This is a genomic window from Bacillus sp. J41TS8 (genome assembly GCF_018333035.1).
Taxonomy (GTDB): Bacteria; Bacillota; Bacilli; order Bacillales; family Bacillaceae; genus Bacillus; species Bacillus paralicheniformis.
This window is the reverse complement of the sequence record NZ_BORF01000006.1, coordinates 125535-140034: the sequence shown is the minus strand read 5'-3', so window position 1 is coordinate 140034 and position 14500 is coordinate 125535. Positions and strand designations below refer to the sequence as shown.

General features: G+C 47.0%; 15 protein-coding genes. 12 read left to right on the top strand and 3 right to left on the bottom strand.

All coding sequences use genetic code 11. The annotated features are described in order from the left end of the window. Positions 1-71 precede the first annotated feature (71 nt). From KI350_RS10455 to KI350_RS10435, 5 genes are all read left to right on the top strand, one after another. Entirely contained in the window at positions 72-509 is a 438-nt protein-coding gene (locus KI350_RS10455; RefSeq protein ID WP_003183325.1) for a BrxA/BrxB family bacilliredoxin, read from the top strand. Between the two features lie 432 nt (positions 510-941). After that, positions 942-1709, top strand: coding sequence for an arginine ABC transporter substrate-binding protein ArtP (gene artP / locus KI350_RS10450; RefSeq protein WP_020452111.1), 768 nt, complete (start codon positions 942-944; stop codon positions 1707-1709). An 86-nt stretch (positions 1710-1795) separates the two neighbouring features. Further along, complete coding sequence (artQ, locus tag KI350_RS10445) at positions 1796-2458, top strand: arginine ABC transporter permease ArtQ (protein WP_020452110.1); 663 nt, start codon at positions 1796-1798, stop codon at positions 2456-2458. Continuing rightward, positions 2451-3173, top strand: a complete 723-nt coding sequence (artM, locus tag KI350_RS10440; RefSeq protein WP_041817247.1) for an arginine ABC transporter ATP-binding protein ArtM — start codon at positions 2451-2453, stop codon at positions 3171-3173. The genes artQ and artM overlap by 8 nt, the downstream gene beginning before the upstream one ends. A gap of 72 nt (positions 3174-3245) precedes the next feature. Next, on the top strand, positions 3246-4205 hold the full coding sequence (locus KI350_RS10435; RefSeq protein WP_020452108.1) for an aromatic acid exporter family protein: 960 nt from the start codon (positions 3246-3248) through the stop codon (positions 4203-4205). Between the two features lie 141 nt (positions 4206-4346). Here the strand turns inward: KI350_RS10435 and prli42 are convergent, their stop codons facing one another. Continuing rightward, the gene (gene prli42, locus KI350_RS10430) at positions 4347-4448 is read right to left on the bottom strand and encodes a stressosome-associated protein Prli42 (protein ID WP_230368212.1); all 102 of its coding nucleotides are present in this window, start codon (positions 4446-4448) and stop codon (positions 4347-4349) included. Between the two features lie 90 nt (positions 4449-4538). On the opposite strand from prli42, the gene KI350_RS10425 reads away from it, so the two are divergent. Both KI350_RS10425 and KI350_RS10420 read left to right on the top strand, forming a co-directional pair. Further along, entirely contained in the window at positions 4539-6068 is a 1530-nt protein-coding gene (locus KI350_RS10425; protein ID WP_020452107.1) for an acyl-CoA carboxylase subunit beta, read from the top strand. Positions 6069-6087: 19 nt separating this feature from the next. Then, entirely contained in the window at positions 6088-7206 is a 1119-nt protein-coding gene (locus KI350_RS10420; RefSeq protein WP_020452106.1) for a tripeptidase T, read from the top strand. A gap of 134 nt (positions 7207-7340) precedes the next feature. Here the strand turns inward: KI350_RS10420 and KI350_RS10415 are convergent, their stop codons facing one another. Together KI350_RS10415 and KI350_RS10410 are read right to left on the bottom strand one after the other, a co-directional pair. Continuing rightward, positions 7341-8126, bottom strand: a complete 786-nt coding sequence (locus KI350_RS10415) for a membrane protein insertase YidC (RefSeq protein WP_229078641.1) — start codon at positions 8124-8126, stop codon at positions 7341-7343. Between the two features lie 90 nt (positions 8127-8216). Further along, on the bottom strand, positions 8217-8504 hold the full coding sequence (locus tag KI350_RS10410) for a hypothetical protein (RefSeq protein WP_020452104.1): 288 nt from the start codon (positions 8502-8504) through the stop codon (positions 8217-8219). A gap of 80 nt (positions 8505-8584) precedes the next feature. On the opposite strand from KI350_RS10410, the gene KI350_RS10405 reads away from it, so the two are divergent. The 5 genes from KI350_RS10405 (at position 8585) to KI350_RS10385 (ending at position 14495) form a co-directional block, all read left to right on the top strand. Continuing rightward, positions 8585-9841 carry a DNA polymerase IV gene (locus KI350_RS10405; RefSeq protein WP_020452103.1) on the top strand — a complete coding sequence of 419 codons (1257 nt, stop codon included), beginning with the start codon at positions 8585-8587 and terminating at the stop codon, positions 9839-9841. Positions 9842-9927: 86 nt separating this feature from the next. After that, the gene (gene gndA, locus KI350_RS10400; RefSeq protein ID WP_020452102.1) at positions 9928-11337 is read left to right on the top strand and encodes an NADP-dependent phosphogluconate dehydrogenase; all 1410 of its coding nucleotides are present in this window, start codon (positions 9928-9930) and stop codon (positions 11335-11337) included. 115 nt (positions 11338-11452) lie between these two features. Beyond that, positions 11453-12238 carry a glucose 1-dehydrogenase gene (locus KI350_RS10395; RefSeq protein ID WP_212930477.1) on the top strand — a complete coding sequence of 262 codons (786 nt, stop codon included), beginning with the start codon at positions 11453-11455 and terminating at the stop codon, positions 12236-12238. 139 nt (positions 12239-12377) lie between these two features. Then, positions 12378-14039, top strand: a complete 1662-nt coding sequence (locus KI350_RS10390) for an alkaline phosphatase (protein ID WP_145654046.1) — start codon at positions 12378-12380, stop codon at positions 14037-14039. Positions 14040-14186: 147 nt separating this feature from the next. Continuing rightward, the gene (locus tag KI350_RS10385) at positions 14187-14495 is read left to right on the top strand and encodes a PTS sugar transporter subunit IIB (protein WP_020452099.1); all 309 of its coding nucleotides are present in this window, start codon (positions 14187-14189) and stop codon (positions 14493-14495) included. Positions 14496-14500 lie beyond the last annotated feature (5 nt).

Genomic DNA, 14500 nt, shown 5'->3' with positions numbered 1-14500 from the left:
TCATTAGAACAGATGAGCAAACAGCGCCTTTAGCATCATGCTAAAGGCGGCTAAAAAGGAGAGATCTTAAAGTGAACATGGATTTTAATCTGTTTATGAATGATGTCGTGCGCCAAGCCAGACAGGAAATAACGGCTGCCGGCTACACCGAATTGAAAACGCCTGAAGAGGTAGATGAAGCGCTCACGAAAAAAGGGACTACGCTTGTGATGGTCAACTCCGTCTGCGGCTGTGCAGGGGGAATTGCAAGGCCAGCCGCACATCATGCGGTTCATTACGATAAGCGCCCGGATCATCTCGTCACCGTTTTTGCCGGACAAGACAAAGAAGCGACGGCTCGAGCAAGGGAATATTTTGAAGGATATCCGCCCTCTTCTCCGTCATTCGCCCTTTTAAAAGACGGGAAGATTTTAAAAATGGTCGAACGCCATGAAATTGAAGGCTATGAGCCGATGGCTGTCATCACTAAGCTTCAAGGATTGTTTGAAGAATACTGTGAAGAAGTATAAGGGAAAGGAAATACCGCCTGCCAAAACATATGGCAGGTTCAGCGTGTCGACAAACCCTCGCATTCGTTGTCAGGCCTGCGCGTCGGTGCTCACGAATTCTAACATTCGCTGCGCTCCGATGCTCGGCCTTCCTAGACTGCAAGGGTTTTCAATCACGCTGAAAGAAGGATGAAAAAATACCAAAACTAAGAGCCGTTTTGGGATTTTTTCAACAATCTGCGCCTGCCAAAACATTGGCAGGCTTTTTTTATGTATAAAAATTCTTTTTATATGCAATCAGAAAGATAAAAATGAAGGCTTTCAATTGGTATTTAAAGGCTTGTTTGAAGGTTTTTTAGTTATTTTTCAAAATGGTATTGCATCTGGCCCAGAAAATGTTTAAAATACATATCAACGAATAAATATTCAAAAAGGTTCAGGGGGATACACAACATGAAAAAATGGATGTTACTGGTAGTGACAGCATGTCTCACATTTGCATTGACTGCTTGCGGGACGAGCAGCGGTTCTGCTGATAAAAAAACATTGGTGATGGGAACTTCAGCCGATTACCCGCCTTTTGAATCGAAAGACGGAGATAAAATTGTCGGTTTTGATGTTGATCTGGCCAATGCACTGGCTAAAAAAACGGGCCATGAAATCGAAGTGAAAGACATGGACTTCAACGGACTGGTGACCGCTCTTAAAACAAACAAAGTCGACATCGTGCTTTCAGGAATGACGCCGACGCCTAAACGCAAAAAGCAGGTCGATTTTTCAAACGTCTATTATACGGCTCACAACATGATCGTTACAAAAAAATCAAGCGGCATCAAATCGCTTGACGATTTGAAAGGAAAAACGGTCGGCGTGCAGCTTGGCTCCATTCAGGAAGAAAAAGCGAAGGAGCTTACGCCGGATTATAATTTAAAAGTTGAAAACCGCAACCGCATTTCGGATTTAACCGAAGAAATCAAAGCGGGCCGCTTTGACGCAGCAATCATAGAGGATATCGTTGCCGAAAAATATATTAATAAAAATGAAGAACTGGTTGGCTACAATCTGCCGAAAGAACCGGATGAAAAAGCCGGCTCCGCGATCGCCTTCAAAAAGGGAAGCGATTTGACCGAGAAGTTCAACAAAGCGCTTGAAGAAATGGAGAAAAGCGGAGAACTTGAAAAGCTGAAAGAAAAATGGTTCGGCGGAGAAACGAAAAAGTAAGCGTGAAAAGTTCAACTTTTTGTTGAACTTTTTTTTCTAAAGCGATGTGCGCCTCTTTGATGATGAGGCGGGAGAGGGAGAGTCACATGAATTTTCTTGATTTTTCTAGTACAATACCCGAGATGCCTTTCATTTTGGAAGGCTTGGGCGTCACCTTAAAAGTGGTCGCGGCTGCGGCCGTGCTTGGATTTTTGCTGGGGGTTTTGATTACGCTTTTAAAAATCAGTTCGATCAAGCCCCTCGCATGGATTGCCGATTTTTACACTTCCATATTCCGGGGGACACCGCTTGTTCTGCAGCTGATGATCGTCTATTACGGGCTGCCTCAGGTGCTGGGCTTCGATATTGATGCTTACTGGGCGGCCGTCATCGCATTCGGCTTAAATTCCGCCGCTTATGTGTCAGAAATCATCAGAGCCGGAATCAATGCGATCGACAAAGGGCAAAAAGAAGCGGCGATGGCGCTGGGCGTCCCGTATGCAAAGATGATGAAGGATCTCTTGCTGCCGCAGGCCTTTAAAAATATCATGCCAGCGCTGATCAACGAATCGATTACACTGACAAAGGAATCGGCTGTTGTCACCGTCATCGGACTCGGCGATATTATGAGACGAAGCTATCAGGCGGGAGCGGCGATCTACAGCCCGCTTGAGCCGATGCTGTTTGCGGGTCTCATCTACTATGTGCTCGTTTTGATCCTGACGTTTGTCGGCAAAGCGATTGAAAGGAAGCTGAATGTCAATGATTAATGTTCGCAATCTCTCAAAATCTTTCGGAAAGCACGAGGTGCTTAAACATATTTCCGTTTCCTTTGAAAAAGGCGAAGTAGCCGCTGTCATCGGTCCGTCAGGCTCAGGCAAGTCCACGTTTCTGCGTTGCTTAAACATGCTCGAAAAGCCGACGGAGGGCAGCATTTTCATTCAGGATCAAGAGATTACAAGACCGAAAACAAATGTGCTGAAAATCAGAGAGAACATCGGCATGGTCTTTCAGCATTTTCATTTGTTTCCGCATAAAACGGTTCTTGAAAATATTACGTATGCACCTGTCCATGTCAAAAAAGAAAGCAAACAGGCGGCAGCGAAAAAAGCGGAAGAACTGCTTGAGAAAGTGGGGCTTATCGATAAAAAAGATGATTATCCGAACCGTTTATCAGGGGGGCAAAAGCAGCGCGTTGCGATTGCGAGGGCGCTGGCGATGAATCCGGACATCATGCTGTTTGACGAGCCGACATCGGCCCTTGATCCTGAGATGGTCAAAGAAGTGCTTCAGGTGATGCAGGATTTGGCGAAAACCGGGATGACGATGGTGATCGTGACGCACGAAATGGGCTTTGCCAAAGAAGTCGCCGACAGGGTGCTTTTCATGGATGAAGGAACCATTGTCGAAGACGATGATCCTAAAGCGTTTTTTTCTTCTCCAAAATCGAAAAGAGCTCAAGACTTTTTAGAGAAAATACTATAAAATAAGCTGAAGAAGATGCTGATCTTCTTCTTTTTTATTCACTAAGACTAGCAGAAAAGATTGGGGTTAACGATGTTTAAAATAGGTTATCGCACATTAAAAACAGCGCTTGGCACAGCATTGGCCATCTATATCGCACAGCTGCTCGGCCTTCATAATTTTGTGTCGACAGGGATCATCACGATCCTCTGTATTCAAGTGACGAAAAAGCGGTCCCTTCAGGCATCATGGGCCCGGTTTGCGGCATGCATTCTTGCGATCGTTTTTTCATACGCGTTTTTTGAGCTGATCGGCTATCATCCGGCTGTCATCGGTCTGATGCTGCTGTTCTTTATTCCGACAACCGTTCTTCTGAAAATAAAAGAAGGAATCGTCACAAGTTCGGTCATCATTCTTCATCTTTATATGTCAGAAGGGATCACCCTTTCTCTCATTTGGAATGAATGCCTCATCATCATTACGGGAATCGGCGTTGCCCTGCTGATGAATTTGTACATGCCGAGCCTCGATAAAGAGCTCAAACAGTATCAGCAGAAAATCGAAGATAACTTTGCCAAGATTTTTGAAGAAATCGAACGCTATTTGCTGACCGGGGAACAGGACTGGACGGGAAAAGAGATTCCTGAGACGCACCGTTTGATCAATGAAGCGAAGACCCTGGCATACCGTGATGTGGAAAATCACTTTCTCAGGCACGAAAATCTCTATTATCACTACTTTAAAATGAGAGAAAAGCAGTTTGAAATTATCGAAAGGGTCCTGCCGAAAATCACGTCGATTTCGATGACGGTTGAACAGGGGCATATGATCGCAGCGTTTCTTCATGATTTAAGAGGAGCCATCCATCCCGGCAATACGGCTCATAAGTTTTTGAAGCGGCTCGTGAAAATGAGAGAGGAAATTGATGAGATGGAGCTGCCGACGACACGCGAAGAATTTGAAGCGCGCGCTGCTCTTTTCAATTTTCTCGGCGAAATGGAACAGTATCTTGTGATTAAGAGCTACTTTAAAGGAATTAAATCTCCTGCATAACCGCATGAGTTTCTCCTTCATTGGTCAATCTAATGAAACAGGGGGAAACCCGTGCGGTTTTTTCTATTCCTGCGGAAGTCCGGGCTTGAAAAAAAGCAGGCGTTTCTCCGCAAAAAGAGCCGCCTGCTTTCATGATTTGTATTAAAAAATCATGCTGAGTCCGGTAAGCAGAGTCGTCAGCACCATGACGCCAATCATTAAAATAACCATGAACTTGATGAATTTTCGAGACAAGCTTTTCACCTCTGTTTTTTAATCTCCCATTATTTTATACTGCTTTTTTTCATCGGACAAGTTTCGTGTAAGAATCAAATAGAGAAGGGGCAGAACACGATGAATATGTTTGAAAGAGTCGACGATTTAAACAACAGCCGTCAACAAGCTTTGCTTGGGGGCGGGCAGGAACGGATCGACAGGCAGAAGCAAAAAGGCAAGCTCACCGCCAGAGAGAGAATCGATCTTCTGCTTGATGAGGGAACGTTCACTGAGCTGAATGCTTTTGCCAGAAGCCGGCAGTCCGGCGGCCCGTTAGGCGACGGGGTTGTCACGGGATTCGGAAAAATCGACGGGCGGCCCGTTTATCTGTTTTCCCAGGATTTTACCGTCACCGGCGGAGCGCTCGGAGAAATGCACGCCAAAAAAATAGCGGCCGTCATGGATCTTGCCCTCAAAAATAAGGCCCCTTTCATCGGTCTGAACGACTCAGGTGGTGCGAGAATTCAAGAGGGTGTGCTATCATTAGATGGATACGGTCATATTTTTTACCGAAATGTCCTTTGCTCAGGCATCATTCCGCAAATCTCTGTCATTCTCGGCCCTTGTGCGGGCGGCGCGGTTTATTCTCCAGCTTTGACCGACTTCGTTTTCATGAACGAAAAAACCGGACAGATGTTCATTACCGGTCCGAAAGTCATCAAAACGGCGACAGGCGAAGCTGTCAGCTCCGGAGAATTGGGGGGCGCCTATATACATAATTCAATCAGCGGGAATGCCCATTTTTCCGGGGATTCCGATGAGGCCGTCCTCAGTGAGGTGCGCAAGCTCTTGTCCTACATCCCCCAGAATCACGAAGAAAAGCCCCCGGCTAAGGCGAGAAAGGCGAAAGACGATGAGATAAGGCCTGATTTAATGACGATTCTGCCTGAAGACGGTCAGCGGCCGTATGACATCAAACAGATCATCGCGGAAATCGCAGACAGCGGAACATTTTTTGAAGTGCAGCGCCACTTTGCCAAAAACGCGGTGATCGGTTTTGCAAGGATAGCGGGGGAAACGGCGGCGATCGTGGCCAACCAGCCGAAGTATTTAGCCGGAAGCCTCAGCATGGATGCGGCTGACAAAATCGCCCGGTTTATCCGTTTTTGCGATTCCTTTCAGATCCCGATTTTGACTTTGGTGGATTGCCCCGGCTTTCTTCCGGGAATACGCGAAGAGCACGGCGGGGTGATCAGACACGGCGCTAAAATCCTTTACGCGTATGCGGAAGCCGCCGTCTGCAAGGTGACGGTCATTTTAAGAAAAGCATACGGCGGAGCATATGTCGCTTTAAACAGCAAGGCGCTTGGAGCGGATGCCGTGTTTGCTTGGCCGAATGCAGAAATTGCAGTGATGGGCGCCTCGGAAGCTGCGGATGTGCTGTTCGCGAAGGAAATCGAACGGTCGGAAGACCCGCGGGCCGCCCGCGAGGAAAAAATCCGGAAATGCATGCACGCTTCAAGCCCTTTTGCCGCTGCAAGATACGGCATGGTAGACGATATCATCGATCCGAAAGAGACGCGGAAGAAGCTGATCCAAACGTTTGACATGCTGAAGAGCAAAAGAGAAATCCGGCCGGACAAAAAGCATGGAAATATACCGCTTTAAAAATGGAGGGGAAACTAGCATGAATGAAAAACGCCTGTTAGAAGAGTTTTTAGAACTTGTGCAAATTGATTCCGAGACAAAACACGAAGCTGATATTTGCAAGGTGCTGAAAGAAAAATTTGCTGCTCTTGGAATGGATGTCGTGGAGGATGACACCGCGCCAAAAACGGGGCACGGAGCGGGAAACCTCGTGTGCACGCTTCCTGGAACGAAAGAGGCGGACACGATTTACTTTACATCCCACATGGATACCGTCGTGCCCGGAAAAGGCGTGAAGCCGGTCATTGAAGACGGATATGTCAAAACAGACGGCACAACGATTTTGGGAGCTGACGACAAAACAGGCCTTGCAGCGATGCTCGAAGCCGTAAAAGTGCTGAAAGAAAAAAACATTCCGCACGGAACGATCCAGTTTATCATTACGGTCGGCGAAGAATCGGGGCTTGTCGGAGCGAAAGCTTTAGACCGATCGCTGATCAAAGCCGATTACGGATATGCGCTTGATTCCGACGGGAAGGTCGGCAATATTATCGTAGCAGCGCCGACACAGGCGAAAATTAGAGCAACTGTCTACGGAAAAACGGCTCATGCCGGAGTAGAGCCGGAAAAAGGAGTCTCCGCCATCACGATCGCTTCAAAAGCGATTGCCAAAATGCCGCTTGGCCGCATCGACGAGGAGACGACGGCTAATATCGGCCGCTTTGAGGGCGGAACGCAAACCAATATCGTCTGCGATCAGGTCGACATTCTCGCTGAAGCCCGTTCGCTTGTTCCGGAAAAAATGGAAAAGCAGACCGAAAAAATGAAGCAGGCGTTTGAAGCAGCCGCCGCTGAAATGGGTGGCAGAGCCGAGGTGGAAATCGAAGTCATGTACCCGGGCTTTAAATACAAAGACGGGGATCTCGTCGTTGAAATCGCCAAAAAAGCCGCCGGGAAAATCGGCCGTCCGTACGAGCTATTGACGAGCGGCGGAGGAAGCGATGCGAACGTCATCGCAGGACACGGCATTCCGACTGTCAACCTTGCAGTCGGATATGAACAAATCCATACGAAAAACGAAAAAATGCCGATTGAGGAACTTGTCAAAACTGCAGAAATGGTTGTTTCCATTATTGAGGAAGTAGCAAACCCGTCATAAAGGCGGGTTTTTACAGGGACCGTTTCAGCTCGAGCCGATGGTTTCAGCGGAAACGGTCACACTACCTGAAGTCGCGATCGAGAAGATGGAAGGGAAACGCAAAAAAGCTTGCGCCTTTAAAGGCGCAAGCTTTTTTATTTTGTAGCCGATTCAGCAGGCTGAATGGCTTTTTTGTTTTTTTGGTAAACTTGATGAAGAACGACGGATTGAATCGTCAGAAGCAGTCCGCTTGTCAGCCAGTACAGCGGCAGGGCTGCAGGGACGTTGATCGAAAAGATCGTCATCATCACAGGGAAAAAGAAGCCCATGATTTTGGCGGACTGCTGAGCCGCCGGATTTGTTTGGGCGTTCTGTGCGTTCAGCTTTTGAGACACATAGAACTGGATAAAATACATGAACCCGGCGCATAAAGATACGATAATATCCGAATGCCCGAGGTTAAACCAGAGAAAAGAGTGTGAAGCAATTTCGGGCGTCGAGCGGATCGCATAATAAAAACCGATCAGGATCGGAAACTGAATCAGCATCGGCAGGCAGCCCATCGCCAGCGGATTGATGTTATGCTTTTGGTAAAGCTGCATCATCTCCTGCTGAATTTCCCTCTGCTTCACAGGATCTTTCGTCTTTTTTAGCTTGCTTTGAATCGCATCCAGCTCAGGTTTGACAAGCGCCATTTTTTCCTGCATGGCCCGCTGTTTTTTATACTGGTTGGCAAACAGCGGAAAGACGAGAACCCGGACGATGATGGTCACAAAAATAATCGACAGTCCGTAGTTTCCGTGGAAAAATCCGGCGATTCCTTTAATCAGCTCTGAAAAAGGCCCCACGACATAGTGTTGGAAGAAGTTGTCGCTTCCTCCGGTACTGCCGGTGGCTGCCGAAGCTTGTTCACCTATAAACATGGTCATGATCAAAAACATTGCAGTCGCAAACAATTGTTTTAATTTCGTGTTCAACACGTTCTCCTCCTTCTGAATAAAAGGGCCCGTCTGCCGGACACCTTTTCCCGTTTAAATTGAAAGAAGAAGGGAACGGTGGTCTTCATCGTCGTTCGATGAAGCTTTCATGCGAATGACTTTACTTATCCATACCGTAATGCGATGATATAGGATGATAAGAAAATCGATTGCAGAAACAAACTGTATTGCATGATATTCTTCAAACCGTTTCGTTTTCCAGCTGTCGCCCGTACTGCAGTCCTTTAGGATGAGGGCGATACCGATCGCCGTCAGTGCGGGAAGGACGATTGTGAAAAACTCAAACAGTAAAAAAGCATCGTTGAAAGATTCAAGAATCATCTATTATCACTTCCGTTTCATTTAACATCTTACTATATGAATGCCGGGATGTCTAATTTGAGTACCAGGAGGGAGCCGTTTTGTCTGCTGATAAACAAAAGGGAAGAGTCATCTTTCATATCGATATGAACAGCTTTTACGCGTCTGTTGAAATGGCGTATGACCCTTCGCTGAAAGGCAGGCCGCTCGCCATCGCGGGAAATGCAAAGGAGCGGAAAGGCATCGTCGTCACGTGCAGCTACGAGGCGAGAGCACGCGGCGTAAAACCGCCTATGCCGCTTTGGGAAGCGAAGCGGCTCTGCCCCGAGCTGATCGTCAAGCCGCCGAATTTCGACCGCTACAGAAGCTCTTCAAGAGAAATGTTTCAAGTGCTCAGGGAGTATACGGACCTTGTCGAGCCTGTTTCCATTGATGAAGGGTACATGGATTTAACGGACACGCCATACAGAAATCGGGCATATGAAACGGCGAAGGAAATTCAAGAGCGCCTTCAAGAAGAACTGCTTCTTCCGTCAAGCATCGGGATCGCTCCGAATAAATTCCTGGCCAAAATGGCTTCGGATATGAAAAAACCGCTCGGCATTACGATATTGAGAAAGCGCGAAGTGCCCCGGATTCTTTGGCCCATGGACATCAGCGAGATGTACGGAGTCGGCCGGAAAACCGCTGAAAAGCTCAAGACGCTTGATATCGGCAAGATCGGCGATTTGGCTGCCGCAGATGAGTATGCTTTAAAGCGCCTCCTAGGTATCAACGGCCCCCGTTTAAAAAGGAGGGCAAACGGCATCGACACCGGAGAGGTGAATCCCGACAGGATATACGAATTCAAAAGCGTCGGCAATTCCTCGACTCTCCCGTATGACAGCACAGATGAGAAGGAATTGTGCGGCCTGATTGACAAGCTTTCCGTCTCAGTAAGCGACAGGCTGAAGCGAAAAGAGGTCATGGCAGCAAAAGTTTTCATCATGATCCGCTTTGCGGATTGGACGAACATAACAAGAAGCAAGACCCTCCTGAATCCGACCGATTCAAGAGAAGACATTGCGAAGGAAGCGAAAGCCCTTTTCAGGCAGCATTGGCACGGAAGCCCTGTCAGACTTTTAGGCGTCACGGGAACAGACCTCGTCAATCGGAAGGAAGCCGTCAAACAGCTTGATTTATTTTCGTTTCATGAGGATGCCAAAGATGAGCCGATCCAAAAAGTGATGGCCGAATTGAATGAAAAATATGGAACAGACCTCATCAAAAAAGGGATCAGGATCGTGAAAAAAGAAAGCAAGACGAGCGGAACAAGCTTTAACAAAGATTTTTTCCAGGACGAGAGACAAGATCAATAGCTTGAAAATGTAGGTCAAAGTGTGGTAATTTCAATTTAAATAAAAATTAAACTAAAATGCTAAACGCTTTAGAAGGGACGTTAGACATGGCAAAACAACAAATAGGTGTAGTTGGTTTAGCAGTAATGGGAAAAAACTTGGCTTTAAACATTGAAAGCCGCGGGTTTACGGTTTCTGTTTACAACAGATCAAGCGAGAAAACAGAAGAGTTTCTGAAAGAAGCCGAAGGCAAAAACGTTGTCGGTACATACAGCATTGAAGAGTTCGTTCAATCTCTTGAAAAACCGCGCAAAATTCTGTTGATGGTCAAAGCTGGAACACCGACAGACGCAACGATTCAATCGCTCCTGCCTCATCTTGAAAAAGGCGACATTTTGATTGACGGCGGAAATACATATTATAAAGATACGCAGAGAAGAAACAGAGAGCTGGCCGAAAGCGGCATTCACTTCATCGGCACCGGTGTTTCCGGCGGTGAGGAAGGCGCTCTGAAAGGTCCTTCTATCATGCCAGGCGGACAAAAAGAAGCCCATGAGCTTGTCAAGCCGATTCTTGAAGCCATTTCTGCAAAAGTAGACGGCGAACCGTGTACGACATACATCGGTCCAGACGGCGCCGGCCATTATGTAAAAATGGTTCATAACGGCATCGAATACGGCGACATGCAGCTGATCTCAGAATCATACTTTATTTTGAAACACATTGTCGGTCTGTCTTCAGATGAGCTTCACGAAGTCTTCTCCGAGTGGAATAAAGGAGAGCTTGACAGCTATCTGATTGAAATCACGGCTGATATTTTCACGAAAAAAGACGAGGAAACTGGCAAGCCGCTCGTTGACGTCATCCTCGATAAAGCAGGTCAAAAAGGCACAGGAAAATGGACGAGCCAAAGCGCTCTTGACCTGGGCGTGCCGCTTCCGATCATTACGGAATCCGTTTTCGCCCGCTTCATTTCTTCCATGAAAGAAGAGCGCGTCAAAGCAAGCAAGCTTCTGACAGGTCCTGAAGCGAAACCGGCCGCCGAGAACAAAGAAGAGCTGATCGAAGCGGTCAGAAAAGCACTCTTCATGAGCAAAATCTGTTCTTACGCACAGGGCTTCGCTCAAATGAAAGCCGCATCAGAAGAATACGGCTGGGATTTGAAATACGGCGATATCGCGATGATCTTCCGCGGAGGATGCATCATCCGCGCGGCGTTCCTGCAAAAAATCAAAGAAGCGTATGACCGCGATCCGGGGCTTGACAACCTGCTTCTTGATCCTTACTTCAAAAATATCGTTGAAGGCTATCAGGGCGCTCTCCGCAAAACGATTTCTCTTGCGGTTGAACAAGGAATTCCTGTACCTTGCTTCTCAAGCGCTCTCGCTTATTTTGACAGCTATCGCACTGCGACATTGCCGGCCAACCTGATTCAGGCGCAGCGCGACTACTTTGGCGCACATACGTATGAGCGTACAGATAAAGAAGGCATTTTCCACACTGAGTGGATGAAATAAGATGTAAAACCGCAAGCTGAAAAGCTTGCGGTTTTTTGATTTCGGAAGGATGCATGTTTAAGCGCTTCTGTGGAAACCTACTCAAAAGAGAGTTTCAATAAGGAGGAATTAACCCATGTATCCGAGTTTAGAGGGAAAAACGGTGGTTATTACAGGGGCGGGTACAGGTCTTGGAAAAGCGATGGCACTTCGCTTCGGTTCTGAAAAAGCCAATGTAGTGATCAATTACTTCAAGGAAGAAGAAAATCCTGAAGAGACGGTGAAGAAAATAGAAAACAGTGGAGCGCGCGCGATTGCCGTTCAAGGAGATGTCTCAAAAGAAGACAATGTAAAAGCGCTGATCAGTCAGGCTGTTGATTCATTCGGTTCCGTTGATGTGATGGTGAACAACGCCGGGGTGGAAAATGAAGTACCTTCCGAGGATTTGTCTCTGGAAGACTGGAACCGTGTCATATCAACCAATTTGACGGGAATGTTTTTAGGATGCCGGGAAGCGATCGCCTATATGCTCGACCATAATATTAAAGGCTCGGTCATCAATATGTCGAGCGTCCATCAGCAAATCCCGTGGCCGCATTTTGTCCATTATGCGGCAAGCAAAGGCGGGGCAAAACTGCTGACAGAAACCCTTGCCCTTGAATATGCCCCAAAAGGAATTCGGGTAAACGCGATCGGACCCGGTGCGATCGATACGCCGATTAATGCCGAAAAATTCGCTGATCCCGAATTAAAAAAAGGCGTTGTTGAATTGATTCCGATCGGGTATATCGGAAAGCCGGAGGAAGTTGCAGCTTGCGCGGCCTGGCTTGCATCCGAAGAAGCGAGCTATGTGACGGGCCTGACGCTGTATGTGGACGGCGGGATGACGAAATACCCGGGATTCCAAGCGGGAAAAGGATGAAAAGAAGGCGGGATGCCTTCTTTTCATCATAAGTCCCAAAAAATTTACATAAGATTAATAGAAAGCAAAAGTGCTGTTTACATAGCAATGATAGTGTAGGTTTGTCAACAAAAAGCGGTTATGGAGGGAGTACATAAGAATGGGTTTCTTACGCAACAGAATCGTCGGCATTACACTGGCAGGCGCAGTCGCTTTAGGATCGGCGGGAACAGGCAGTGCGGCAATGGAAACAGCGAAAAAAAAGGAAGAACCGAAGGTCAAAAACGTCATCATGATGGTCATGGATGGAACAAGCTCTTCTGCAACAACGTTGGCACGCTGGTATAAAGGCGAACCGCTCGCAATGGACCAGATTGTCAGCGGCGGTGTCCGGACGCATTCGGCAGAATCGGCGATCACTGATTCTGCACCTGCAGCAACTGCAATGGCAACGGGACGAAAATCAAATTCTGCCTATATCGGAGTGCTGCCTTCAAAGGTGAATACACCAGGTGTCGAGAAGGTCGGTAAAAAAGATCAATACCGGCCTGTGGCAAACGTGCTGGAAGGCGCCAAACAGAAGGGAAAAGCAACTGGCATCATTGCAACCTCTGAAATTCAGCATGCCACGCCTGCCGGCTATTCCGGCCATCATAAGGACCGCAATAATTTTGAAGTGCTCGGTGAACAGCAGGTTTATCAAAACATGGACGTTGTCCTTGGCGGAGGAAAAGAATCGCTTCAACCGGGTACAGAGGATAAAAGCCGCAAAGACGGTGAAGATCTTGTCAAAGTGCTCAAAGATAAAAAGTACGATTTCGTTGAAACGAAAGATCAGCTCCTCAAGTCAAAATCGAAAAAAATTTGGGGCGCATTCTCACAGCGCGATCTCGCGTATGACATGGATCGCCGCACAACGCATCCAGAGCAGCCGACGATTGCAGAGATGACGAAAAAATCGATTCAGACGCTTTCGAAAGACAAGGACGGTTTCTTTTTATTCGTGGAAGGAAGCAAGCCTGACTGGGCAGCGCACCAAAACGATCCGATCGGCATGATCAGCGATGTATTGGCGTTTGATAACGCGGTGAAAGAAGCGCTTGAATTCGCTAAAAAAGACAAACATACAATGGTTATTGCCGTCTCAGACCACGGCAACAGCGGGATCTCCATCGGCAACAGCAACACGACGAAAGGCTATGACACAACACCGGTATCAGCTTATATCGATCCGCTGAAAAAGGCTAAAATGACGGTAGAAGGCGCTACCGGCAAATTAAAAGACGACTTATCGAATATCGAAGAAGCGGCAAAGCTTTACGGACTTTCTAATTTAACGCCGGCAGAGAAGGAACAGCTGAAAAGCGTGAAAAACAAAAAAGAAGCGGCTTCATTATTCACCAAGCTGCTCAGCAACCGAGCCAACATCGGATTCACAACAGGCGGTCATACGGGTGAAGACGTCTTCCTGTATTCGTACGGTCCCGAAAAGCCGCAGGGGCTCGTCGATAACACCGGCATCGCCAAAACGATGGCAAAAGCAATGGGCTTCAACTTAGACAAATTAACAAACGAATTATTTATCGAAGCAAAACAGGCATTTAAAAAAGCCGGAGCCAGCGTAACGATTGACCAGAAAGATCCGGCTAATCCAGTTCTTGTCGCATCGCGCAAAAAAGCGAAAGCCGAAATGCCGGTGAACAAAAACCTCATCAGAATCAACGGAAAGGAATATGAATTAGACAGCGTGATTGTTGAAAGCAATGGATCCTTCTACGTGCCTAAAGAAGCAGTTCAGCTGTTCAAAAAATACGCCCGATAATTTGTTGAAAAACCCCTCTTGAAAGAAGAGGGGTTTATTATTATTCAAAATAAATACATACATTTATTTTTAATTGTCTAGACATTTAAAAATAAAAAGATATAATAATAGTTGTGTGAAAGCGTTTTAATAAAGGAGGAGATGACGATGAAGAAGATTTTACTTGCATGCAGTTCGGGTATGTCGACAAGTCTCCTTGTCACCAAGATGGAGGAATACGCGCATTCAATCGGTGACGAGGCAAAAATTTGGGCGGTCGGACAGGACCAGGCGAAAAAAGAGATGGCAGAGGCAAACGTCGTTCTCATCGGCCCGCAAATGAGCTTTTTAAAAGGCGAGCTGCAGAAGGAAGCAGAACAGTACGGTACTAAGGTTGATGTGATTGATATGATGGCTTACGGAATGGCAGACGGAAAGAAAGCTTATGAACAGGCGCTCAGCTTGATCGGAGATTGATGATG